The sequence below is a fragment of the Microbacterium paraoxydans genome (assembly GCF_020524545.1).
Classification (GTDB): Bacteria; Actinomycetota; Actinomycetes; order Actinomycetales; family Microbacteriaceae; genus Microbacterium; species Microbacterium paraoxydans_C.
Window position 1 is genome coordinate 205,487 of sequence record NZ_JAIVLG010000006.1, and the last position, 19,954, is coordinate 225,440.

Annotated in this window: 22 protein-coding genes; 12 read left to right on the forward strand and 10 right to left on the reverse strand. The window is 68.9% G+C overall.

Annotated elements, in window-relative coordinates; genetic code table 11:
• Positions 1–99: 99 nt before the first annotated feature.
• Together LC041_RS13605 and LC041_RS13610 are read left to right on the forward strand one after the other, a co-directional pair.
• Positions 100–543 (forward strand): MarR family winged helix-turn-helix transcriptional regulator, encoded by a 444-nt coding sequence (locus LC041_RS13605; RefSeq protein ID WP_226533625.1) that lies wholly within the window; start codon positions 100–102, stop codon positions 541–543.
• 67 nt (positions 544–610) lie between these two features.
• Positions 611–937 (forward strand): DUF7882 family protein, encoded by a 327-nt coding sequence (locus tag LC041_RS13610; protein WP_226533626.1) that lies wholly within the window; start codon positions 611–613, stop codon positions 935–937.
• Between the two features lie 146 nt (positions 938–1,083).
• Here the strand turns inward: LC041_RS13610 and LC041_RS13615 are convergent, their stop codons facing one another.
• Both LC041_RS13615 and LC041_RS13620 read right to left on the reverse strand, forming a co-directional pair.
• Positions 1,084–1,836, reverse strand: coding sequence for an SDR family NAD(P)-dependent oxidoreductase (locus LC041_RS13615; protein ID WP_226533627.1), 753 nt, complete (start codon positions 1,834–1,836; stop codon positions 1,084–1,086).
• A 148-nt stretch (positions 1,837–1,984) separates the two neighbouring features.
• Positions 1,985–2,737, reverse strand: coding sequence for a GntR family transcriptional regulator (locus tag LC041_RS13620; protein WP_226533628.1), 753 nt, complete (start codon positions 2,735–2,737; stop codon positions 1,985–1,987).
• A 216-nt stretch (positions 2,738–2,953) separates the two neighbouring features.
• On the opposite strand from LC041_RS13620, the gene ehuB reads away from it, so the two are divergent.
• From ehuB to ehuA, 4 genes are read left to right on the forward strand one after another with little or no spacing between them, the layout of a single operon-like run.
• A complete protein-coding gene (ehuB, locus tag LC041_RS13625) occupies positions 2,954–3,844 on the forward strand; it encodes an ectoine/hydroxyectoine ABC transporter substrate-binding protein EhuB (protein ID WP_226533629.1) in 891 nt (296 codons plus the stop codon).
• A 12-nt stretch (positions 3,845–3,856) separates the two neighbouring features.
• A complete protein-coding gene (locus LC041_RS13630) occupies positions 3,857–4,576 on the forward strand; it encodes an amino acid ABC transporter permease (protein ID WP_226533630.1) in 720 nt (239 codons plus the stop codon).
• Positions 4,573–5,229: an ectoine/hydroxyectoine ABC transporter permease subunit EhuD gene (gene ehuD, locus LC041_RS13635; protein ID WP_226533631.1), complete on the forward strand. Its 657-nt coding sequence runs from the start codon at positions 4,573–4,575 to the stop codon at positions 5,227–5,229. The genes LC041_RS13630 and ehuD overlap by 4 nt, the downstream gene beginning before the upstream one ends.
• Positions 5,213–6,004: an ectoine/hydroxyectoine ABC transporter ATP-binding protein EhuA gene (gene ehuA, locus LC041_RS13640; protein ID WP_226533632.1), complete on the forward strand. Its 792-nt coding sequence runs from the start codon at positions 5,213–5,215 to the stop codon at positions 6,002–6,004. Before ehuD ends, ehuA begins: the two co-directional genes overlap by 17 nt.
• An 81-nt stretch (positions 6,005–6,085) precedes the next feature.
• Here the strand turns inward: ehuA and LC041_RS13645 are convergent, their stop codons facing one another.
• From LC041_RS13645 to LC041_RS13665, 5 genes are read right to left on the reverse strand one after another with little or no spacing between them, the layout of a single operon-like run.
• A complete protein-coding gene (locus LC041_RS13645; RefSeq protein WP_226533633.1) occupies positions 6,086–7,681 on the reverse strand; it encodes a carbohydrate-binding domain-containing protein in 1,596 nt (531 codons plus the stop codon).
• The gene (locus LC041_RS13650) at positions 7,663–8,511 is read right to left on the reverse strand and encodes a VTC domain-containing protein (RefSeq protein WP_226533634.1); all 849 of its coding nucleotides are present in this window, start codon (positions 8,509–8,511) and stop codon (positions 7,663–7,665) included. The genes LC041_RS13645 and LC041_RS13650 overlap by 19 nt, the downstream gene beginning before the upstream one ends.
• On the reverse strand, positions 8,508–9,110 hold the full coding sequence (locus LC041_RS13655) for a DUF4956 domain-containing protein (protein WP_226533635.1): 603 nt from the start codon (positions 9,108–9,110) through the stop codon (positions 8,508–8,510). The genes LC041_RS13650 and LC041_RS13655 overlap by 4 nt, the downstream gene beginning before the upstream one ends.
• On the reverse strand, positions 9,107–10,237 hold the full coding sequence (locus LC041_RS13660) for a glycosyltransferase (RefSeq protein WP_226533636.1): 1,131 nt from the start codon (positions 10,235–10,237) through the stop codon (positions 9,107–9,109). Before LC041_RS13660 ends, LC041_RS13655 begins: the two co-directional genes overlap by 4 nt.
• 4 nt (positions 10,238–10,241) lie before the next feature.
• Positions 10,242–11,288 (reverse strand): phosphodiester glycosidase family protein, encoded by a 1,047-nt coding sequence (locus LC041_RS13665; protein WP_226533637.1) that lies wholly within the window; start codon positions 11,286–11,288, stop codon positions 10,242–10,244.
• 223 nt (positions 11,289–11,511) lie between these two features.
• On the opposite strand from LC041_RS13665, the gene LC041_RS13670 reads away from it, so the two are divergent.
• The 5 genes from LC041_RS13670 (at position 11,512) to LC041_RS13690 (ending at position 16,624) form a co-directional block, all read left to right on the forward strand.
• Positions 11,512–12,246, forward strand: a complete 735-nt coding sequence (locus LC041_RS13670; RefSeq protein WP_226533638.1) for a response regulator transcription factor — start codon at positions 11,512–11,514, stop codon at positions 12,244–12,246.
• Positions 12,243–13,691, forward strand: coding sequence for a sensor histidine kinase (locus LC041_RS13675; RefSeq protein WP_226533639.1), 1,449 nt, complete (start codon positions 12,243–12,245; stop codon positions 13,689–13,691). Before LC041_RS13670 ends, LC041_RS13675 begins: the two co-directional genes overlap by 4 nt.
• A gap of 55 nt (positions 13,692–13,746) precedes the next feature.
• On the forward strand, positions 13,747–14,136 hold the full coding sequence (locus LC041_RS13680; protein WP_226533640.1) for an ArsR/SmtB family transcription factor: 390 nt from the start codon (positions 13,747–13,749) through the stop codon (positions 14,134–14,136).
• A gap of 1 nt (position 14,137) precedes the next feature.
• Positions 14,138–15,115, forward strand: coding sequence for an SRPBCC family protein (locus tag LC041_RS13685; RefSeq protein WP_226533641.1), 978 nt, complete (start codon positions 14,138–14,140; stop codon positions 15,113–15,115).
• A 156-nt stretch (positions 15,116–15,271) separates the two neighbouring features.
• The gene (locus LC041_RS13690; protein ID WP_226533642.1) at positions 15,272–16,624 is read left to right on the forward strand and encodes a flavin monoamine oxidase family protein; all 1,353 of its coding nucleotides are present in this window, start codon (positions 15,272–15,274) and stop codon (positions 16,622–16,624) included.
• Here LC041_RS13690 and LC041_RS13695 read toward each other — a convergent pair.
• Both LC041_RS13695 and LC041_RS13700 read right to left on the reverse strand, forming a co-directional pair.
• The gene (locus LC041_RS13695) at positions 16,615–17,340 is read right to left on the reverse strand and encodes a Pr6Pr family membrane protein (protein ID WP_226533643.1); all 726 of its coding nucleotides are present in this window, start codon (positions 17,338–17,340) and stop codon (positions 16,615–16,617) included. The two genes, LC041_RS13690 and LC041_RS13695, sit on opposite strands and share 10 nt — an antisense overlap.
• 29 nt (positions 17,341–17,369) lie before the next feature.
• Positions 17,370–17,933 (reverse strand): TetR/AcrR family transcriptional regulator, encoded by a 564-nt coding sequence (locus LC041_RS13700; protein ID WP_226533644.1) that lies wholly within the window; start codon positions 17,931–17,933, stop codon positions 17,370–17,372.
• Positions 17,934–17,970: 37 nt separating this feature from the next.
• Here LC041_RS13700 and LC041_RS13705 point away from each other — a divergent pair, with 37 nt between their 5' ends.
• Positions 17,971–19,155 carry an FAD-dependent monooxygenase gene (locus tag LC041_RS13705; protein WP_226533645.1) on the forward strand — a complete coding sequence of 395 codons (1,185 nt, stop codon included), beginning with the start codon at positions 17,971–17,973 and terminating at the stop codon, positions 19,153–19,155.
• A gap of 16 nt (positions 19,156–19,171) precedes the next feature.
• Here LC041_RS13705 and LC041_RS13710 read toward each other — a convergent pair whose 3' ends face one another.
• Positions 19,172–19,924 (reverse strand): ribonuclease H family protein, encoded by a 753-nt coding sequence (locus LC041_RS13710; RefSeq protein WP_226533646.1) that lies wholly within the window; start codon positions 19,922–19,924, stop codon positions 19,172–19,174.
• Positions 19,925–19,954 lie beyond the last annotated feature (30 nt).

A 19,954-nucleotide genomic window follows, 5' to 3' on the forward strand; every position in this document is an offset into this window, starting at 1 on the left:
TCATCGCGAGCGAGCGCCGGGCGACGGCCTTTTCCTAGTTCATCGGGTAACAAGGCTGTCGAGGTAACATGGGAATCTTGGGGAGCGGGGAGGTGTGGGATGGGGAGCAGTCTGGACGTCGTGGCGTCGGAGCTCGCCCGGGATGTCGAGGAGCTCCGGCGAGCCGAGGCGCAGCTGCGTCGACGGCTGGCGGCGGGACGGCGGCCCAACGAGACGGATCGCTCGGCCATGCGCATCATCGCCTCGGCTCCGGCCGATGCCCCGGTCACCCCCGGCGATCTGGCCGCTCAGCTCGGCGTGAGCACGGCGGCGATTACCTCCGTGGTGCGTCGTCTCGCCGAGCGCGGGCAGGTCGTCGTCGCCGTTCATCCGGACGACGCACGCTCGAAGGTCATCCGCCCGTCCCTCCGCGATCTGCACTCTCCTGTCGATGAGATCTCTCGCCGTATCGAGCGCGTGGAGAGCGAATTCGACCCCGAGCAGCTCGCCGTGATCTCGCTGTTCCTTCGACGCCTTGCCGGCGAGCTCGAAGACATCGAATAATCCGACTTCCATTTAGCTAGCTAAACTAGTAACCTAATTCCCGTACGAAATACGGGAAGAGGACGTCATGGGTCTGCTCAGCTACGCCGGAGAATCGCAGGTCATCGAGATCGACGACATGCTGCTCGCGCATCTCCGGCTCGTCGCCGTGACGAAGCTCCGGCGCGGAGAGTCCTTTCCGCTCACGCTGCGCACGTCGGAGTCGACGACCGAGACCCTGTGGATGCAGGCGGCGATTCCGGTGCGCTTCGTCGTGCATGACGAGCGGGAGCTCCAGCGGCCGTTGCTGGTGAAGATGATGGCTGCCGCGAGCTCGGCCAACGGCTTGGACCTCACGGATCCCGACTTCGCCGCATCATCGCCGTCCGCGGCGCCGATGCACGCGGTCGCCTGAAAGCTCGCCTCCGTCGTCCCCCGCTTCTGGGCAAAGCAGCGCGGGGTCGGGCGGAGGTGCCAGGCGGTGTCCCCGGGGGGTGAGACATCGCCGCTCCTGGCATCCGGCCACCGGGAATCGGGTCCCGGCGGCCGGATGCCCTTCGTTCAGAGCGCGGTGTACCCGCCGTCGACCAGGTGGTAGCTGCCCGTGATGAAGCTCGCGGCGTCGCTGGCGAGGAACGCGATGAGGTTCGCGACCTCGTCGGCCTGGCCCAGGCGTCCGATCGGGTGCTTGCTCACCAGGAACTCCTTCGCCTCGTCGCCCATGTTCGCCAGCAGCGGGGTGTCGATGAAGCCCGGGCCCACCGAGTTCACGCGCACCCCCTTCGCCGAGTACTCGAGGGCCGCCGACTTGGTCATGCCGACCACGCCGTGCTTGGCGGTGACATAGGCGGGGGAGCCGGCGAAGCCGACGCTGCCCAGGATCGAGGCGATGTTCACGACCGAGCCGCCGCCGTTCGCGAGGATCGACGGGATCTGCGCCTTCATGTTGCGGAACACGGCGTTGAGGTTGATCGCGATGACCTTGTCCCAGGCGTCGTCCTCGTACTCCGCGGTCGGGGCGGTCGCACCCCCGATGCCGGCGTTGTTGACCCCGATGCGCAGCGGCGCCAGGGAATTGGCGACCTCGATGGAGGAGGCGATCCAGGCGGCGTCCGTCGCATCGCCCACGGAAGCCTCCGCCGTGCCGCCGGCCGCGCGGATCTCCTCGACGACCGCGTTCGCGTGCTCTGCGTTCAGGTCGTTGACCACGACCGCCGCACCGTTCTTCGCCAGCAGGAGAGCGGTCGAGCGTCCGATTCCGCTGCCTGCTCCCGTCACGATCGCCGAGCGGTTCGAGACGTCGTACTGAGCCACGAGAGACTCCACTTCCGGGCGGGCACGGTGCCGGGAGATCTTCTCGGACGGTCCGTCCTTCCTTCCACCCTACGCCTTCACGAGCGGGGTGGATTCACGTGAATGGAAATGTCCCCGCACGGAAAAGACCGCGAGCGGATCGCGCCGGTCAGCCCTCGGCCACGTCGATCCTGCTGAGCGTGGGCGGTGCCAGGATCGCGCCGGTCTCCACGGTCTCGACGTCGCGCCGCCCGGTGAGTCGCGCGACCGCATCGTCGAACTGCTCGTCGAGCGCGGCCAGCGCCCCCGGGGCATCGCGGCGCGACAGGGCATCGATCAACGCCTGATAGGTGGGGGAGACGGAGGCGGGCACCGCATAGCCCTCCTCTGCGCTGAAGCTGGCGATCCGCGTCTGGAGTGCGAGCGTCATCATGGCCCGCGAGAGACGAGGGCTGTGAGCGGTGTCCACGAGGGACTGATGAAAGCCGATGTCCGCGTCGCCGATCGCGAGTGCATCCGCGCGGGTGCTCGCCGTCTTCAGCTCCGACAGCGCGGTCTCGAGCCGCTCCGTCGCCGGCAGTTCGTTCCGCACGATGAGGCGGACCGCCTCGCGCTCCACGGCCCGACGCTCGGTGTAGAGATCGGCGATGCCCTCGGCCGGGATCACGCTCACGCGCAGGCCGCGGCCGGGGAGCGCCGTCAGCGCGCCCTCCTGAACGAGTCGTTGGGCGGCCTCGCGCAGAGGGCCGCGGCTCACTCCGAGCTTCGCGGCGATGTCCACCTCGCCCAGCGGGCTCCCGACCGGCAGTGCGCCCGAGAAGATCGCCGACCGGAGCTCGGCCGTGATCAGGTCGACGGTCGAGGGTCGTGCCATGCGGAAGACCGCGCCGGGCATCCCCGTCGGGGCGGGCGTGAGTGACATGGGCGCTCCTGGTCGATCGTCGAGGACTCCATTCTGCCTCCGACCCGTGGTGCGCACGTGCCGGGGTCCTCCACCATAACGAGTTTGTATAAATGTAGACAATCCGACAGTCTGAATGTGCACAAACCGCGGATCCGGCATAACGTGGCCGTCGGCCGTGACCAGAACGGTCCCGCCCGCCCAACCGCACGCCCGATATATCGAAAGAGGAACCGTATGCCCTCCACCCGAATTCATCTGCGCGCCGGCGCCGTCGCGGCCTCCGCCGCGCTCATCGTGACTCTGGCCGCCTGTTCATCCGGCACGGAAGAGCAGAGCGGCTCGACGCTCGAGCAGCTGCAGAACGACGGGAAGATCACCGTCGCGATCGCCGACGAGCGCCCCTACTCGTGGGTCGAAGGCGGCGAGCCCACCGGAGCGACCATCGCCATGCACCGCGAGATCTTCTCGAACATGGGGATCGATGACGTCGAGGTGGTCGAGGTCGACTGGAACTCGCTGATCCCCGGACTCAAGGCCGGCCGCTTCGACGCGATCAGCGCCGGGATGTCGATCCTGCCCGAGCGCTGCGAGGAGGCGGCGTTCAGCGACCCCGAGATCATGTACACGACGACGCTGATGGTGCCTGAGGGCAACCCGCGCGGCCTCACCGACCTCGACTCGGTCGTCGACGACCCCGATGTCACGCTCGCCGTGCTCGGCGGAGGGATCGAGAGCGGATACGCCGAGAAGCTCGGCATCTCCAACACGGTGTCGGTGGACAACGCGCAGTCCGGCATGGACCTCGTCGCCAACGGGCGCGCCGACGCCTTCGCGATGACGGCGATCTCGCTGAACTGGATGGCGGACAACAACCCGGATGCCGGCGTCGAGACGACCGAGGCGTTCGTCCAGGAGATCGACGGTGTGCCCCAGATCGGCGCCGGGTCGACCGTGTTCCGCACCGGCGACACGGAGCTCCTCGACGCCTACAACGAGCAGCTCGCCGCCATCACGGGTGACGAGCAGGCCTACCTCGACCTCGTCGGGGAGTACGGCTTCACCGCGGAGAACCTCCCGCCGTCCGACCTGACGACCGCCCAGCTCTGCGCGGGCGACCTCGGCTGAGGTCACCGGAGAATGGACAATCTGTCCGCGTTGTGGGCGGCTCTGCCCGCGATCGGCGGCGGCGTGCTCGTCACGCTCACGCTGACCGTGGGCGGGGCCCTCCTCGCGCTCATCGTCGCGGTGGTGCTCGGCCTCTCGGTCCGTGCCGAGAACATCGTCATCCGGGGCACCTCGCGGGTGATCATCGAGTTCTTCCGCGGCACGTCCCTGGTCGTGCAGCTGTTCTTCCTCTTCTTCGTGCTGCCGCAGCTCGGCGTGTCGATCTCACCGATCGCCTGCGGCATCCTCGGCCTCGGGCTCAACTACGGCGCCTATGGCGCAGAGGTCATCCGCGGCTCGATCAACTCCGTCCCCACGGGACAGTGGGAGGCGACCACCGCCCTGAGCATGTCCCGCGCGCACCGGATGCGCCGGGTCATCTTCCCGCAGGCGTGGGCCCTCATGATCCCCTCGCTGACGAACCTGCTCATCCAGCTGCTCAAGGGCACGGCGATCGTCGGGTTCATCACGCTCATCGACCTGACCGTGGCGCTGGACCGCCTCCGCATCCAGACCGACACCTTCTTCTACGGCGTCGTCGGCATGGTGCTCTACTTCGTGATCGCCTACGCGCTGACTCTCTTCATGAACGCCCTGGAGGTGCGCGCGAAGCACAAGCTCGGGCGCGGGGAGTCGCTGGCTGAGACACTGCGCTTCCGCTCGCCCGTCACCCGAGGGGAGACCGCCGCATGAACGGACCCGTCTGGAGCTGGGACACCGCGTGGGCGGCGCTCCCGCACCTGCTCGAAGGCTTCTTCACGGTCACCCTCGTCGTGACCCTGGCCGGAAGTGCGATCGCCGCCGTGCTCGGCCTCGTGATAGCGGTCGTGCGTCGCAGCGCCCCCCGCCCGATAGCCGCGTTCGTCGGCTTCCTGGTGAACTTTATCCGGATGACCCCGATCGTCATCCAGCTGCTCTTCGCGTACTTCGCACTGGTGACCGTGGATCCGCTGACCATCGGCATCGCAGTGTTCGGCATCCACTACGCCACGTACATGGCCGAGGTCTACCGCGCCGGCATCGAGGCGGTCCCACGCGGCCAGTGGGAGGCGGCCACCGCACTGAGCATGTCGCGCCCGCGCACCTGGACCGCCGTGGTGCTCCCGCAGGCGATCAGGGCGACCGTGCCCGCACTGGGAAACTACGTGATCTCGATGCTGAAGGACACCCCGTTCCTCATCGCGATCACCGTGGCGGACATGGTCAGCAACGCCCTGGAGTTCGGTGGCAACAGCTTCCGCTACCTCGAACCCATCACCCTCGCCGGCGTGATCTTCTTCCTCGCCAGCTACCCCGCATCCGTCCTCGTCCGCAGATTGGAGAAGCGCCTTGAATACGCCTCCTGAGAACTCCCGTCCCGCCATCCGCTTCGATGCGGTGCACAAGCGGTACGGCGATCACGTCGTGCTCGACGGCCTCACCTTCGACGTGCAGCAGGGCGATCGGGTCACGCTGATCGGGCCGAGCGGTTCGGGCAAGACGACGATCCTCCGTCTGGTCATGACACTGGAAGAGGCCGACGGCGGATACATCTTCATCGACGGTGAGCCGCTCACGCACGTCGAGCGCGGGGGCAAGCGGGTGCCGCTGCGTGAGAAGCACCGCAACGAGGTGCGCAAGCGCATCGGCATGGTGTTCCAGCAGTTCAACCTGTTCCCGAACATGACCGTGATGGAGAACCTCATCGAGGCTCCGGTGCACGTGCTCGGCATGTCGAAGGCTGCGGCCACCGCGAAGGCCTCCGACCTGCTGCAGAAGGTCGGCCTCGCGGACAAGGCCGACGCCCACCCGCTGCAGCTCTCGGGCGGTCAGCAGCAGCGCGTCGCGATCGCCCGGGCCCTCGCGATGGACCCGGAGATCCTGCTGCTGGACGAGGTGACCAGCGCGCTCGACCCGGAGATCGTCGGCGAGGTGCTCGGGGTGCTGCGCGACGTCGCCGAGACCACCGACATCACGATGCTCATCGTCACCCATGAGATGCAGTTCGCCCGCGACGTCTCGAACCGCGTGCTGATGTTCGACCAGGGGAGCATCGTCGAGGAGGCCGACCCCGAGACGATGTTCTCGTCCCCCCGCGAGCAGCGCACGCGGGACTTCCTCTCCGCGGTGCTGAGCGACTGAGGGGTCGGCGGCCGGGACAGCGCGACGTGACACGGAGCGCCCCCTGGCGTGAGGCCAGGGGGCGCTCCTCTCGAGAGTTGCCTAGGGGCGCTGGTCACCGCCGGGTCTGCCGCCCGGGCCGCCCGGGCCGCCCATGCCGCCCATGCCGCCCTCGGTCGCCGTGCCCTCGGTGACGGTCGTGGTCGGCTCCCCGTCCACCACCACGCTGTAGGTCGCGCCGTCGACGATGTCCGCGGAGGAGTACACCACGGACTGGAACGTCTTCTCGGCGGTGAACGATGCGAGCACGGTGCCGGAGGAGTCGAGCACCTCGACGGTGTCGCCGTCGCTGCCGCTCGCGAGGGCGGAGATCCATGCCTGCGCGGAGTCGTCGTCGGGAGATTCGGCCATGCCGGAGCTGCCGACCGCGAGAAGCGTTCCGCCGCTGATGGTGAACGCGCCGTTGCTGTCGAGGGCGCCGTTGCCGTTGTCGGTCGGCCCGAAGACGGTGGTGGTGCCTCCCGTGATCGTGATCGATCCGTTGGAGTCGAGTCCGTCGCCTCCGGCATCGACCAGGAGGGTTCCGCCGGAGATGGTGAGCGTCTCGCCGGTGTCGGACATTCCTCCGCCTCCGCCTCCGCCCCCGCCGGTCGTGGTTTCGGTGCCGCCGGCAGCATTGATGCCGTCGTCCGATGCTGTCAGGTCGATGTCGCCGCCTTCGATGACGATGTCGACCCCCTCCACGGCCTCGTACGATTCGGTGACGATCACGCTCCCGCCGGCGAGGGCGAGAGACGCATCGGCGTGGAGGCCGTCATCCTGGGCGGCGACGGTGAGTTCGCCGTCGGTGACGACGATGTCGGTCGCGGCATCCAGCCCGTCATCGCCGGCCTCGGCGTTCACGGTGCCTCCGTCGATCACGATGTACCCGCGCCCTTCCTCCTCCTCGTTGTCGCTCTTGAGCGCGTCTCCGCCGGCGTCGAGGGTGATCGTGCCGCCTTCGATGGACAGGGAGTCCTTGCCGCGCAGGGCGTCATCGACGGCCTGCACGGAGATCGTGCCGGAGAGGATCGCGAGGTCATCGGTGCTGGTGATGCCGTCGTTTCCGTTGCCGTGAACGGAGAGCGTCCCGGTGCCGCTGATGGTGAGATCCGCCGAACTGTAGAGTGCGGCGTTCGCATCGGCATCGTCCGGGTAGGAGGAGGCATCCGACAAGGTGTTGGTGGAGCCATCGGCCAGCGAGATCGCGACGTCGTCGGCGGTGATGACGTTCACCGCCGGGCCGTCGGCGTTCGCGATGTCGACGCCGTCGAGGATCAGGACGACCTGGGCGTCCTCCGTGGCCGAGACCACCACGGAGCCGTCGAGCGAGCCGGTGAGTCGATACACTCCGGCCTCGGTAATGGTCACCGTGGAGCCGTCCACGCTGACGCCCGCGCTCGTCGTGGTGGCGCCGTCGCCGGTCAATTCGACATCGACGGCGTCGGCGGCAGACCATTCGTCGTCGCGGACGGCCGTGGAGTTCTCGTTCGCAGCCAGGATCGCTTCTGCGCCGACCGCGGTCGATGTCGATGCGGTCGTTCCGGCCGCCGCGTCGACGGACGTGCTGGCGGGGGTGGCGGTGGCGGCGCAGCCGGCGAGGACAAGCGCGGCGACCCCGAGGGGGATGGCGGGCAGGATCAGGCGGCGTAAATGCATGGTGTCTCCTCTGTGGGGGTGGTCTTCGATGTGGGATCTCCGGTGTCCGCGTCCGGCGTGCGGAGCATCCCGCCGGCGAGCGGTCCGCGAAGCAGCCGCGACCAGCGGTTGCGGGGAAGGCCGGGATGAAGGGCGGCGAGGCCGGTCGCGTACTTGCTGATGCTCACGGGACGGTGACCGGCAAGCCAGAGGGCTCTATCGAACTCCGAGGCCGCCGAGCCGGACTTCGTCTCGATGATGGTGAGGTCGGGGATGATCAGTGACCGCCCGGTGACATCACGCCATTCGAGCTCGGTGTCCACGGTGGAACGGGCGGATCTGTCAGCCGAGACGAACGTCGCTCGTCGATAGCGGGTGGTCAGCCGCATCCGCAGCTCGTCGGCGCGGGACCCGTCGATGCCGATGGCGTCGAGGCTGTCCGCCGCGTAGCCGCGGGCCTCATCCGTGAGGATCCGCCGATCGGACACCCGGTATCCGATGCGGTCTTTCACCGTCGCGCTCCTCGCCCCTCGCGTCTTCAGCTCGAGGAAGGTGGCGCCGGATTCCACATACGTGCGGCTGCGAATCTTGAACCGGCGCCTGCGCGGTTGCGCCGCCAGGCGGAAGCTGAGCAGGTCAGGGGTGTCGAAGTACACGGTCTCGTAGGGAAAGTCGCGGGTGCCGTCGGTGTCGAGGATGCGGACGTCGGTGCCGAGTGCGTCGATGACCTGTGCAGCGGCATCGCGTGAGACGACGTACTTGCGGTCGACCCGGGTCTGGAGCGCTGCCTCGGCGACGAGATGCTCGAGGCTGATCGTTCCGAACCGGTCGTAGCGGATGGACGTGGTCATCGTGCACCGCCTCCGGCAAGCGTCGCCGAGGCCGGCGTGGCGGGCACGGGGGACGCGGGCAGGCGGTAGCGCACATCGACGAGCGTCGTGTCGTCGACGAAGTCGAGGCTCTGAACCGTGAGCGAGGTGACCGTCGCGCCCAGCCGACGCTCCATCTCGGCGCGGAGTTCGCCCTCATCGGCGATCGCGCGGTCCAACTGGACGACCTGGTGTCGGGACCGGCGCAGGAGCGCGGGGTGGTCTGCCGCCCACAGCACGGCGAGGATCGTCGCCATGAGGGCGATGGAGACACCGGGTGCCGCGGAGGGGAGGCCGGCGACGAGGCCGATGGCGAGGGCTGCGAAGTAGTACGCGACCTCTCGCTGCGAGATCTCGGACGAGCGGAGTCGGATGATGGAGAGCACCCCGAAGAGGCCGAGGCCGAGCCCGGCGGCGACTTCCGCCGATCCGAGGACGGTGGTGACGGCGAGGACACCGATGTTCACTCCGAGAAAGGCGACCACCAGGTCACGACGCCGGTGGCGACGGTAATAGACGGCAAGGCTCAGGATGATCGCGGCGATCAGGTCGGCGGCGATCAAGAGCAGTGTGGAGTTCATCGGGGAGTCCTCTCGACGTGCGGTGTTCTTGCCTCCATACGAGTCGGCGCACCTTCACGCTTCCTAAGACGTTCCTTGGGCGCGGTGATGTCTTCGAAGACGAACTGTCGCTGGAGCCGATAGCTGAGGAGGAACAGGACTGCTTCGGTGACGACCTTGGCCGCGAGCAGCGGTGTACCGAGGCTGGTCAGCGCCTGCATCCACATGAAATTCGAAGCCAGCAGCAGGGAAGCGAGAGACGCGTAGCGCAGGACCTGGCGTCTCCGCCCCGGACCGCCACCGCGCCGAAACACGACGCGTCGATTGACGGTGAAGTTGAGCGACGCGCTCAGCACGCGGGCGATCACGATCGCGGCCGCCAGCGAGGCGGCCCCTGCGGGGAGGATCGCGGTGAGCACCAGCACCGCGACGGTGTCGACGAGGAACGCCAGCAGCGACGAGCCCGCGAAGACCACCATCGGGAGCATCACCGCCAGCGAGTCGGCGATCGGACGGAAGTGACTCGACGCATTGTGCTCGAGGTAGACGGTCTCGATGGGAACCTCCCGCGCCTCGAAGCCCGATCTCCGCACGCGCAGCAGCATCTCGATCTCGTACTCGAATCGCTCGCCGGGCACCGCGCGCGCCCAGTCCCGCATCGGGACGGGTATGCCGCGCAGGCCCGTCTGGGTATCCGACGCCCGCCAGCCCGCGGCCGCCCGGAAGAGCCCACGAGCCACCGCGTTGCCGAATCGGCTGCGCAGCGGGACATCGCCCTGGAGATCGCGCACGCCGAGCACGAGGGAGGCGGCGCCGATGTCGGCATCCGAGCGAAGCTCGTCCGCGATTCGCAGAATGTCGGAAGGCGTGTGCTGACCGTCCGCATCCGCCGTGACGACGTGCTCATCGGGGTGATGGTCGGCGAGGTAGGCGAGTCCGGTCTTCAAGGCCGCGCCCTTCCCGCGGTTGGTCGCATGGTGGAGAACCGTCGCCCCTGACCGATGCGCGTCGGCGAAGGTGCGCGAGTATTCCGGTCCGCTGCCGTCGTCGACGACGATCACCGCCGTCCCAGGGCGCAGCGCGAGGAGACTGCGCACGAGCGGCACCAAATGCTCCCCGGGCTCGTAGGAGGGAATGAGGATGGCCACGGTCTCATCCCGCCACGTAGAGGATGTCACTGGTGCCGCGCTCGCCACCATTGGACGGCTGATTGATCACGGCGCCGTTGAGATACATCGTCGATGACCCGCCGCCGTCGAGGTTGTACGCGGTCTCGGCCCCGAGGCCGGTCATGATGTCGGCGAGCTCGGTGAGCGTGACGCCCTTGCTGTATCCCTCCTCGCGGCCGTCGACGACGACGAAGACGTAGTGATTGTCGTCGATGATCCCGACGGCAGTACGCGGCTGGTCGCCCTGGATGGAGTGGTTGCCGACGTTCGTGTCGACCTCGACGTCGTCGATGCCGTCGAGCACCGCGCCGTCGTCGACGATGGCGGGGCCGAAGGAGAGGGTGTTCCAGACGCCGGCCGCGAGGAGCTCCTCGGCGGTCGTCGTGGTCTCGTCGTACACCTCGACGTGTCCGTCGGTGTAGAACGCGAGACCCTCTCGGGCACCCTCGTCTCGGTAGATGACACCGTTGCGAATCTCGATGCCGGTCGACCGGAACCCGTAGTAGTCGCCGTTGATGGCGAAGACCGCATCGTTGTCGGCGGCGATGTCGCTCGTGGTCTCGGTGATGTTCTCGCCGAACTGGTCCTTCGCGAATGCCGAGCGCACCTGAGTGGCGTCATCGACGACGACGTCGGCGACGTAGTAGGTGACGGTGTCCTCCCCGGTGCCGGTGCTGACTTGAGAGACCGTGATCGTCGTATCGGCATCGGTGTACGACGTCGCGGTAGTCACCGCGGACGAGTCTTCAGCGGTCGTGCTCGACGTCCCGGACGAGGCGGTGGAGTTCTCTGCCTCGTAGGCGGACACGTTGGAGATCTCGACATGCTCGATGAGGAACCGGTCGACCGCCCACGCCGCCGTGCCGCCGACGCTGAGGAGGACGGCGAGGCCGCCGGCGATGACGGCATTGCGGATGCGCCTGCGTTTGCGCGCGTGTACGGGGTCGCCATCGAGCGAAGGGGCGCGCGCAACCGAGGAGGGCGGAGTCTTCGAGGAATCGGTCGAGTCGGGAGTCTTCGGCGTGATCATGGCTCATGGATACGCACGGCTTCTTGACGGATGTTTGATCCGACCTAAGAGCAGCCAAAGAGGCGGGGGCTGTGCTCATCGTTTGGCTCGCGTTTGGGCTGCTCTTGCGTTTCTCCAAGGTGGTGCCGTGAGGATCAGTCCATGAAGAACCTTCGCCGCCGCACGGCGGCCGCCCGCACGATCAGAGGTAGCCGTCGGCTGCGGAACGGGAAAGACTAGTGCCATGACTCTGTTCAGCTCACGGCCCTCGCCGCTCACGCGACCGGATGGGTCGCCGGTTCGCGCCCTCATCGTCGACGACGAGGCGAATCTGAGCGAGCTGCTGCGCATGGCGCTGGCGAACGACGGGTGGGAGGTGCGCACGGCCGCGAACGGGCAGGAGGCTCTCAATCTCGTCCGTGAGTTCGCCCCCGACCTGATGGTGCTCGACATCATGATGCCGGGGATGGACGGCATGCAGGTCCTCTCCCGCATCCGCGCCGCCGGCAACGATCTGCCCGTCCTCTTCCTCACGGCCAAGGATGCGGTGGAGGATCGCATCGCCGGGATCTCGGCCGGCGGTGACGACTATCTGACGAAGCCGTTCAATCTCGAGGAGGTCGTGGTGCGACTGCGCGGGATGGCGCGGCGCCATGTCGCCGTCGCCGCGGCGAACGATCCTCGATTGCATGTCGGAGATCTCACACTCGACGAGGAAACCTATGAGGTGGAACGCGCCGGTGAGCCGATCAAGCTGACCGCGAAGGAGTTCGAGCTGCTGCGCTACCTCATGCAGAACCCCCGCCGGGTGCTGAGCAAGGCGCAGATCCTCGATCAGGTGTGGAGCTACGACTTCGGCGGGACGTCGAGCGTGGTGGAGATCTACATCTCCTACCTGCGCAAGAAGATCGACACGATAGGCGATCCGCTCATCCACACCGTCCGCGGCGTCGGCTACACGATCAAACCCGCTCGATGACCCGTCCGAAGTGGACGCTCCGACGAAAGCTCGTCGTCAGCTCGGCCGCGCTGGTCGCGGTCGGCTTGATCGTGACCAGCGTCACCACGATCCTCGCGCTGCGTTCGTTCCTCTATGAACGACTCGATGCGCAGGTTCTGGGGGCCCTCGACCTGGCGACCGGGCCCAACGGCGGCTTCGGTGGCCCGCCGGAGCCGAACGGCGGCGACCCCGGTGCCGGCGACGGCGGTCCCGCGCAACGGGTGGGGTCGCTGCAGATCGTCCTCGACAGCGGCGGACACGTCACCAGCTCCAGCTACACCGCGACGGACGGCACCGAGGTCGAGCTCTCATCGACGCAGCGTGATGTGATCGAGGGGCTCGACCTCGAGACGCGCACGCCGATCTCCGTCGAACTGGGCGGAGAGCTCGGCGCTTTCCGGATCGCCGCTCAGCCCGACGACGGCGAGACGGTGATCGCCGGGGTGTCCCTGGGCGACGCGAGGGCCACCACCGCGGCGCTCACGGTCATTCTCGTCAGCGTCGCCGCGCTGACCATCCTCCTCGTCGCAACCGCGCTCTCCCTCGTCGTGCGCCGCAACCTCCGTCCGCTCGACCGGGTCGCCGGCGTCGCCCAGCGCGTCGCCGGTCAACCGCTGTCGGAGGGAGATGTCGAGATCGCCGACCGCGTCGAAGCGAGAGACATCGATCCGCACACGGAGGTCGGTCGAGTCGGCATCTCGCTGAACACCCTTCTCGGCCATATCGAGGCCGCCCTCGCGGCGCGGCAGTACAGCGAAGAACAGCTTCGACGGTTCATCGCCGACGCGAGCCACGAACTGCGTACGCCCTTGGCGTCCATCCGCGGGTACGCGCAGCTCTCGCTCGGCGAAGGGGTGCCGATGACTCCGACTCAGGAACGTTCCCTCGACCGGATCGCGGCCGAGTCGGAGCGGATGAGCTCGCTCGTCGACGACCTGCTGCTCCTCGCCCGCCTCGACGCCGGGCAAGCGCTGCGTCGTGATCCCGTCAGCCTCACCCTGCTCGCCATCGACGCGACCAGCGATGCGCACGCGGCGGATGACTCGCACGAATGGCGTCTCGACGTGTCGGAAGAGCAGGTGGAGGTCACCGGAGACGAGAACCGGATCCGCCAGGTGATCGCCAACCTGCTTCGCAACGCCCGCACGCACACGCCGCCGGGAACCGTCGTGACCACCCTGCTCACCGCGGACGGTGCCGAGGCCGTGCTCGAGGTCTCCGACAACGGGCCGGGAATCGACCCGAGCGTCCAGCACCGCCTGTTCGAGCGCTTCGCGCGGGGCGACCACTCGCGCAATCGCGACGCCGGCAGCACCGGCCTCGGTCTGTCCATCGCGCACGCCATCGTCACCGCGCACGGGGGTTCGATCACGGTCCGCAGCGAACCGGGCGACACCGTCTTCACGGTCCGCCTGCCGCTCTGAGCGCTGAGGGGGCGGCGCTTGACACGTCCTCCGCGCAGGTCTAACGTACAACCAAATGGTTGTACGAACAGAATTGAGCGAAGCGGAGGTCGACCGTGTGTTCCACGCACTGGCGACGTCGACCCGGCGCGACATCCTGCGCCGGACGATCGAGCGGGAGCAGTCCGTCTCGGCCCTCGCCACCGAATATGAGATGTCGTTCGCCGCGGTCCAGAAGCACGTCGCCGTGCTCGAGGCCGCGAACCTCATCGTCAAGCGCGCCGAGGGACGCGAGCGGCTCGTCCGCGCGAACCCCGAGATGATCGCCCGCGCCAGGGCGCTCCTCGCCCGATACGAAGAGCTGTGGCGGTCGCGCATCGCCCGGCTCGACGACCTGCTCGCCGAGACGCCTCGGCAGGGACCCGCCGACAGCGCCGGCACCGCGAATCCGCAACAAGGAGACTGAAATGCCCGTCACCGATGTCATCACCGATACCGAGAACCTGACGATGACCGTCATCGCCGACTTCGCCGCCCCGATCGAGCGGGTGTGGAGCGCCTACTCCGACCCGCGTGAGCTCGAGCGCTTCTGGGGACCTCCCGGATGGCCGGCCACCTTCACCGTCTGGGACCACACCGTCGGCGGTCGCGCCGTCTACTCGATGAACGGACCCCGCGGGGAGAAGTCGTCCGGCTCGTGGGAGTTCGTCTCTATCGACGAGCCCCGCGGCTTCGACGTCATCGACTCCTTCGTCGATGAAGACGGCAGGCCCCTCGACGGGTTCCCCGCGCAGCGGATGATGTTCGCGTTCGAACCCACCGCAGACGGCACGCGCATGGTCACGACGAGTCACTTCGACTCGGTCGAGGCGCTCGAGCAGGTCGTCGAGATGGGCCAGGTCGAGGGCATCAAGATGGCGATGGCACAGCTCGACGCCGTGCTGCAGGACCTTCGCGCCTACGCCCAGGGCAAGGGCACCCGCGTGGAGCTCCTGGACGACACGCACGTGCGCATCACCCGCCTCGTCGAGGGCCCGCGCGAGCTGGTCTGGCGTGCGCACTTCGAGCCCGAGCTCATCCGCCAGTGGATGCTCGGACCCGACGGCTGGGAGATGACGGAGTGCATCGCCGCCACCGAGGTGGGCCAGTCGTACCGGAACTCGTGGGCACCGGTCGGCGACACCGAGGGGGAGCCGTTCGGCTTCGAGGGCGAGGCGCTGCTGATCGACGCCCCGCGCCGCGCGGTCAGCACCGAGCGGATGCAGGGCATGCCGACCGAGACCCTCAACGACCTGAACCTCTATGAGGAGGACGGCGCGACCCTGGTCACGCTCCTCATCGAGTACCCGGACAAGGAGACGCGCGACATGATCCTCGCCACCGGCATGGCCGACGGCATGGAGCAGTCCTTCGCCCGCCTGGAGCGCGAGCTGCTCGCCGTCTGAGCGTTCACAACTCCTCAGAACTGGTCGGGCCTGCGCGGGTCCGGCCAGTTCTGTGCATGCTGTCCCGCGTTTCTGAGGAGTTGTGAACCCTTGCCGCGGCTGCTTCGCCCCGTCGAACGGACAGAACCCGCTCACGCGGGATAAAGTGGCGACACGATGAGGATCACGCGCCGCACTCTGCTCCTCGGCGCCGGAGCCGGTGTCGCCTCGGTGCTTCTCGCGTCCTGCACCCCGGAGCCCGCGCCGACACCGACACCCACCCGGACGCGCGAGCCGGAACCGCCGCCCGGCGTCCCGGCCCCGGCCGGCAGTGTCCGCAGCACCTGGACCACCGACCCGTTTTCCCTCGGCGCCGCCAGCTTCACGCCCGTCGGAGTCCTCGCCGGCACACGTCTCGCGCTGGCGAAGTCCGTCGACGATCGCCTGTTCTTCGCGGGTGAGGCGACCGACGAAGAGGCCCCCGGCACGGTGCGCGGTGCCATCGCCTCGGGCGCGCGCGCCGCGGAAGAGCTCCTGATCCCGGCGACATCGGGCGAACGCGTCGCGGTGATCGGTGCAGGTCTCGCCGGGGCGACCGCGGCCGCGCTGCTCGCAGACGGCGGGATGCAGGTCACGGTCTTCGAGGCCAGGGACCGCGTCGGTGGACGGGTGTCCTCCCGCGTCGACGACTCCTGGCCGGTACCCGTGCAGCTCGGCGCCTGGCTGTTCGGTGCGGACGATGCCGAGGTGCTCGACCGGCTGAGCGGGGGCGAGGTCGGCATCGTCGATCTGGCCGGTGAACTCTGGCGCACACCCGACGGCGACATCGACCCCGTCGACCCGCAGCCGTTCGAGGCCGCGATGGCGGCGTCACAGGCCGCACCGGAGGACTCGTCGGTAGCCGACGCCCTGGTCGCCGCGGGAATCGACCCCGCCGATCCGGGCACCGCCGCTCTCCTCTCGCTCCTCGCCACCCGCAGCGGCGCCGGTGCCGACGAACTCTCCAGCTGGCTCGCGCCACCCCTGCCCGTCGGAGACCTGACCGCGGCGCGTGACGATCTCGCCCCGTTCGTCGAACACGCGCTCGACGGCGTGCAAGTGGGACTCAACTCCCCGGTCGCCCGCCTCGCCTACGACGACACGGGGGTGAGCGTGCGCCTCGGAACGGGTGAGGCGCTGTCCTTCGACCGTGTCCTCGTGACGGTGCCGCTCGGCGTGCTCCAGGACCGCAGCATCGAGTTCGACCCGCCGCTGCCGTTCTCCAATCGAGGCGCGGTCTCCGCCCTCGGCATGGGTGCGATCGAGACGGTCTGGTTGCGGTGGGACGAGCCGTTCTGGGACAACGACGAGGCGATCTGGCACGCCGTCGGCGCCGACGTGGTGATCCCGACCTGGATCAATCTGCGCGCGGCGACCGGCGAGAACGTGCTCGTGGGGATCGTGGGAGGACCTGCTGCCGTGGAGTTCGCGGCGCTCGACGAGGACGCCGCCCTCGACGCGGCTCTCGCCTCGCTCGCTCTCTACAGCTGAGCGACCTTCTCCCTGGCCGGGTCGGGTTCGGGGTGCGGCGCGGCGGGGTCGTCGTCCGCGTCCTCGCGCAGACGGTGGGGCAGCGGCATCCGGCTGATCAGCACGAGCACGGTGGCGACGGCCGCGAAGGAGCCCAGGGCGATCGCCGAGGAGATCAGGAACTCCGCCGGTCCGCTCACCTGACGCGGGTCGAGGAAGTAGTACGGATACCACCCGATCAGCGGCCCGCGGATCAACGTCGCGACGCCCCATACGACCGGATAGGCCAGCGACACGGGGATCACCCGCCACGGAACGCTCCGGTGTCCGGGAGCCAGTGCCCACGCCGCCACGGTCACCGCCGGCAGCCAGAAGTGCAGCACCTGATCGGACCACGGCACATCGATGCGGATCCCGCGGACCCCCGCCTGCCAGACCAGGATCGCGAAGACCAGTCCCGCCGTGATCGTCCAGGTCAGCACGAGGGCGAGCGCGACGGTGAGCCACCGAGGATCCTTCGCGCGGCGGAGCGCGAGGATGCCGGCGACGGTGAGCAGCACCACGAAGGCGATGTTCGACTGGTTGGTCAGGTAGGCGAAGAAGTTCTGGCTCGCGACGGTGTTCGACGCCAGCCCCCAGCTCAGCCGGTGGATCAGCGCGACGAGGCAGATGGCGGCAGCGCTGAGGCGGAGCAGGCCGAAGACGGTACGCGCCTTCACCGCTGCGTCACCCGCCATTCCCTCATCCGCTGAGTCTACGGACCGGTTCACCGGATCATCGAGAGGAGGAGCCGTCCTGCCTCCTCTCGCGAGAGCGCGGCGAACATCGGCAGCTCCAGCACATACCGCCCGAAGAGGAACCCGACGATGGCCAAGGCCATCCGGCGTGCGTGCTCCCGCCCGAAGTCGGCCACGAGCGGTTCGAACACCGCCACCTGGATGTAGCCGCTGATGGACGCAGCGGCGTCATCGGCCACGGCGAAGCGCCGCGCGAGGCGGACGAGCTGGGCGCCGTGCTCCGGATGCTCCCAGACCGCGAGGATGCCGTGGGCCAGGCGCGAGAGGCCGATGGGTCCGTGGCCGTCGCGTCCGCGGGCGAGCGCGATCACATCGTGCGGCGCTGCCCGCAGGGCGATCGCCGCGGCGATGAGGTCGTCCCGCGATCCGAAATGATAATTGACCAGAGTGTGGCTGACGCCGACCTCCGCGGCCAGCTTACGGGACGAGAGGGCCGCCAGATCGCCCCGGAGAACGTGCTTCTGCGCTGCCTCGAGCAGCCGGATCCGTGCGGTCGACGCTCCGCGCGGACGGCCCGGCGATTTATTGACCATGGTCGCATCGTCGCACGCGGAGCGCGACGCTGTCTGCATGGACACGAGAACCGATACCGACACCGTCATCGTCGGAGGCGGGCCCGGCGGGCTCATGCTCGGGCTGCTGCTCGCGCGCCGCGGGCTCCGGGTCACGGTGATCGAGAAGCACGCCGACTTCCTCCGCGACTTCCGGGGCGACACGATCCACCCCTCCACCCAGGAGCTGCTGGGCGAACTCGGATTGCTCGACGACTTCCTGGCGCGCCCGCACGCCGACATGTCGGAGGTCACGCTCAGCTGGCACGGCACCGAGCTGACCCTGGCCGACTTCTCGCGGCTGCCGACGGCGAGGAAGGTGATGACGTTCATGCCGCAGTGGGACTTCCTCGATCTGCTGGCCACCTCGGCCGAGGCGCTGCCCGGTTTCCGGCTGCTGCGCTCGACCCGCATCGACGGCGTCGTGCGGGAGGGCGGGCGGATCGTCGGGGTCACCGGGACCGGGCCGGACGGGCCGGTCGATATCCGTGCGCGCCTCGTCGTCGATGCATCCGGACGCGACTCCGAGCTCCGTGCCGCCGCCGGGCTCGTCCCCGTGGGGGTGGCCGCGTCGATGGACGTTCTGTGGTTCCGGCTGCCGAAGAGCGGCGACGAGAGCTACCCGTTCATCCAGGCCGGTGCGGGCATGGTCATCACGATCGACCGCACGGACTTCTTCCAGATCGCGCACGTGATCCCCGCGGGAGCCTGGACCGGATCCGAGGACGACCTGCGTGCCATGAACGAGCGTCTGCGCCGCATCTCGCCCCGTCTCGGCACCGCGGCGGCGCACCTCACGCCGTCCGACGTGCACCTTCTCCGGGTGCGGCTGGAGCGGTTGCGGCGGTGGCATGTCGACGGGCTCCTGTGCATCGGCGACTCCGCCCACGCGATGTCGCCCGCGGGAGGTGTGGGGATCAACCTGGCCATCCAGGATGCGGTGGCCACCGACCGCATCCTGGGGCCGGTGCTGGCAGAGCGCGCACCGGAGCGGGCGGACCTGCGCCGGGTGGAGCGACGCCGCGTCTGGCCGGTGATCGTGACTCAGGCGATCCAGCGACGGCTGCAGGGGCCACTCCTCGCGTCGGGGGCCGCGGGCGCACCTCTGCCCTTCCCGTTGCGGATGCTGCGGGACCACCCGCGGCTCTCACGCATCACCGGACGTTTCGTCGGGCTCGGAGCCCGCCCCGAGCGTCTCCGGTGACCTCCGCCTGCGCGCGTCAGATCAGGCGGCGGAGCGCTTCTTCGAGCGAGATGCCCTGCGCCTCGGCGCGGTCGCGCAACCGGGCGTGCTCGTCGGAGGAGAGCGGGACGCGCAGTTCGATCGGGTCGCCCTCCGGACCGGCCGCCGAGCCCGGGTCGTCGAGCCCGTCGAGGAGGTCGGAGGTCTCGGCCCACAACGGCTCCGCGAGCGCGGTCGACGGTGCCGCGGGGGCCGGAGCGGAGGCAGTGGCACGAGCGGAGGCGGCGACCGGAGCGGAGGCGGCCACGGCGGCACCGGCACCGGTCGCCCGGGTGAAGCCCGGCCCCCGACGCGGCTCGTCCCCCGCCTGATACGCCCTCGCCGCCGCGTTCGCGCGCTCGTCGGCAGCCTCGTTCAGCGGGTGCCCGGCGTGGCCCTTGACCCAGGAGAACTCGACGTCACGCCCCCGGATGGCTTCGTCGATGCCCTCCAGCAGGTCGCGGTTGAGCACTGGCCCGCCGTCGGACTTCCGCCAGCCCTTGCGCTTCCATCCCGGCATCCACTTGGTCACGGAGTCGATCACGTACCGGCTGTCGCACTCGATCAGCAGCTTCTCGTCGGTGCCGTCCGTCGCGCGCAGCAGCTCCAGCACCGCCCGCAGCTCGCCCTGGTTGTTGGTGCCATGCGGGGAACCCCCCGCGGCCCAGTTGGCGTCGTCGATGTACCAGGCCCAGCCGTTGGGGCCGGGGTTGCCCAGGGCGGAGCCGTCTGCGGCGGCGGTGATCGTCATCCCTCCACCGTAATGGTGGGTGCTCGGCCG

Bases quoted from the DNA above. Each gene is read 5' to 3' on its own strand.
- LC041_RS13605 (WP_226533625.1), top strand. From the start codon at position 100: ATGGGGAGCAGTCTGGACGTCGTGGCGTCGGAGCTCGCCCGGGATGTC.
- LC041_RS13610 (WP_226533626.1), top strand. From the start codon at position 611: ATGGGTCTGCTCAGCTACGCCGGAGAATCGCAGGTCATCGAGATCGAC.
- LC041_RS13620 (WP_226533628.1), bottom strand. From the start codon at position 2,737: ATGTCACTCACGCCCGCCCCGACGGGGATGCCCGGCGCGGTCTTCCGC.
- ehuB (WP_226533629.1), top strand. From the start codon at position 2,954: ATGCCCTCCACCCGAATTCATCTGCGCGCCGGCGCCGTCGCGGCCTCC.
- LC041_RS13630 (WP_226533630.1), top strand. From the start codon at position 3,857: ATGGACAATCTGTCCGCGTTGTGGGCGGCTCTGCCCGCGATCGGCGGC.
- ehuD (WP_226533631.1), top strand. From the start codon at position 4,573: ATGAACGGACCCGTCTGGAGCTGGGACACCGCGTGGGCGGCGCTCCCG.
- LC041_RS13645 (WP_226533633.1), bottom strand. From the start codon at position 7,681: ATGCATTTACGCCGCCTGATCCTGCCCGCCATCCCCCTCGGGGTCGCC.
- LC041_RS13650 (WP_226533634.1), bottom strand. From the start codon at position 8,511: ATGACCACGTCCATCCGCTACGACCGGTTCGGAACGATCAGCCTCGAG.
- LC041_RS13655 (WP_226533635.1), bottom strand. From the start codon at position 9,110: ATGAACTCCACACTGCTCTTGATCGCCGCCGACCTGATCGCCGCGATC.
- LC041_RS13665 (WP_226533637.1), bottom strand. From the start codon at position 11,288: ATGATCACGCCGAAGACTCCCGACTCGACCGATTCCTCGAAGACTCCG.
- LC041_RS13670 (WP_226533638.1), top strand. From the start codon at position 11,512: ATGACTCTGTTCAGCTCACGGCCCTCGCCGCTCACGCGACCGGATGGG.
- LC041_RS13675 (WP_226533639.1), top strand. From the start codon at position 12,243: ATGACCCGTCCGAAGTGGACGCTCCGACGAAAGCTCGTCGTCAGCTCG.
- LC041_RS13680 (WP_226533640.1), top strand. From the start codon at position 13,747: ATGGTTGTACGAACAGAATTGAGCGAAGCGGAGGTCGACCGTGTGTTC.
- LC041_RS13685 (WP_226533641.1), top strand. From the start codon at position 14,138: ATGCCCGTCACCGATGTCATCACCGATACCGAGAACCTGACGATGACC.
- LC041_RS13690 (WP_226533642.1), top strand. From the start codon at position 15,272: ATGAGGATCACGCGCCGCACTCTGCTCCTCGGCGCCGGAGCCGGTGTC.
- LC041_RS13695 (WP_226533643.1), bottom strand. From the start codon at position 17,340: ATGGCGGGTGACGCAGCGGTGAAGGCGCGTACCGTCTTCGGCCTGCTC.
- LC041_RS13700 (WP_226533644.1), bottom strand. From the start codon at position 17,933: ATGGTCAATAAATCGCCGGGCCGTCCGCGCGGAGCGTCGACCGCACGG.
- LC041_RS13705 (WP_226533645.1), top strand. From the start codon at position 17,971: ATGGACACGAGAACCGATACCGACACCGTCATCGTCGGAGGCGGGCCC.
- LC041_RS13710 (WP_226533646.1), bottom strand. From the start codon at position 19,924: ATGACGATCACCGCCGCCGCAGACGGCTCCGCCCTGGGCAACCCCGGC.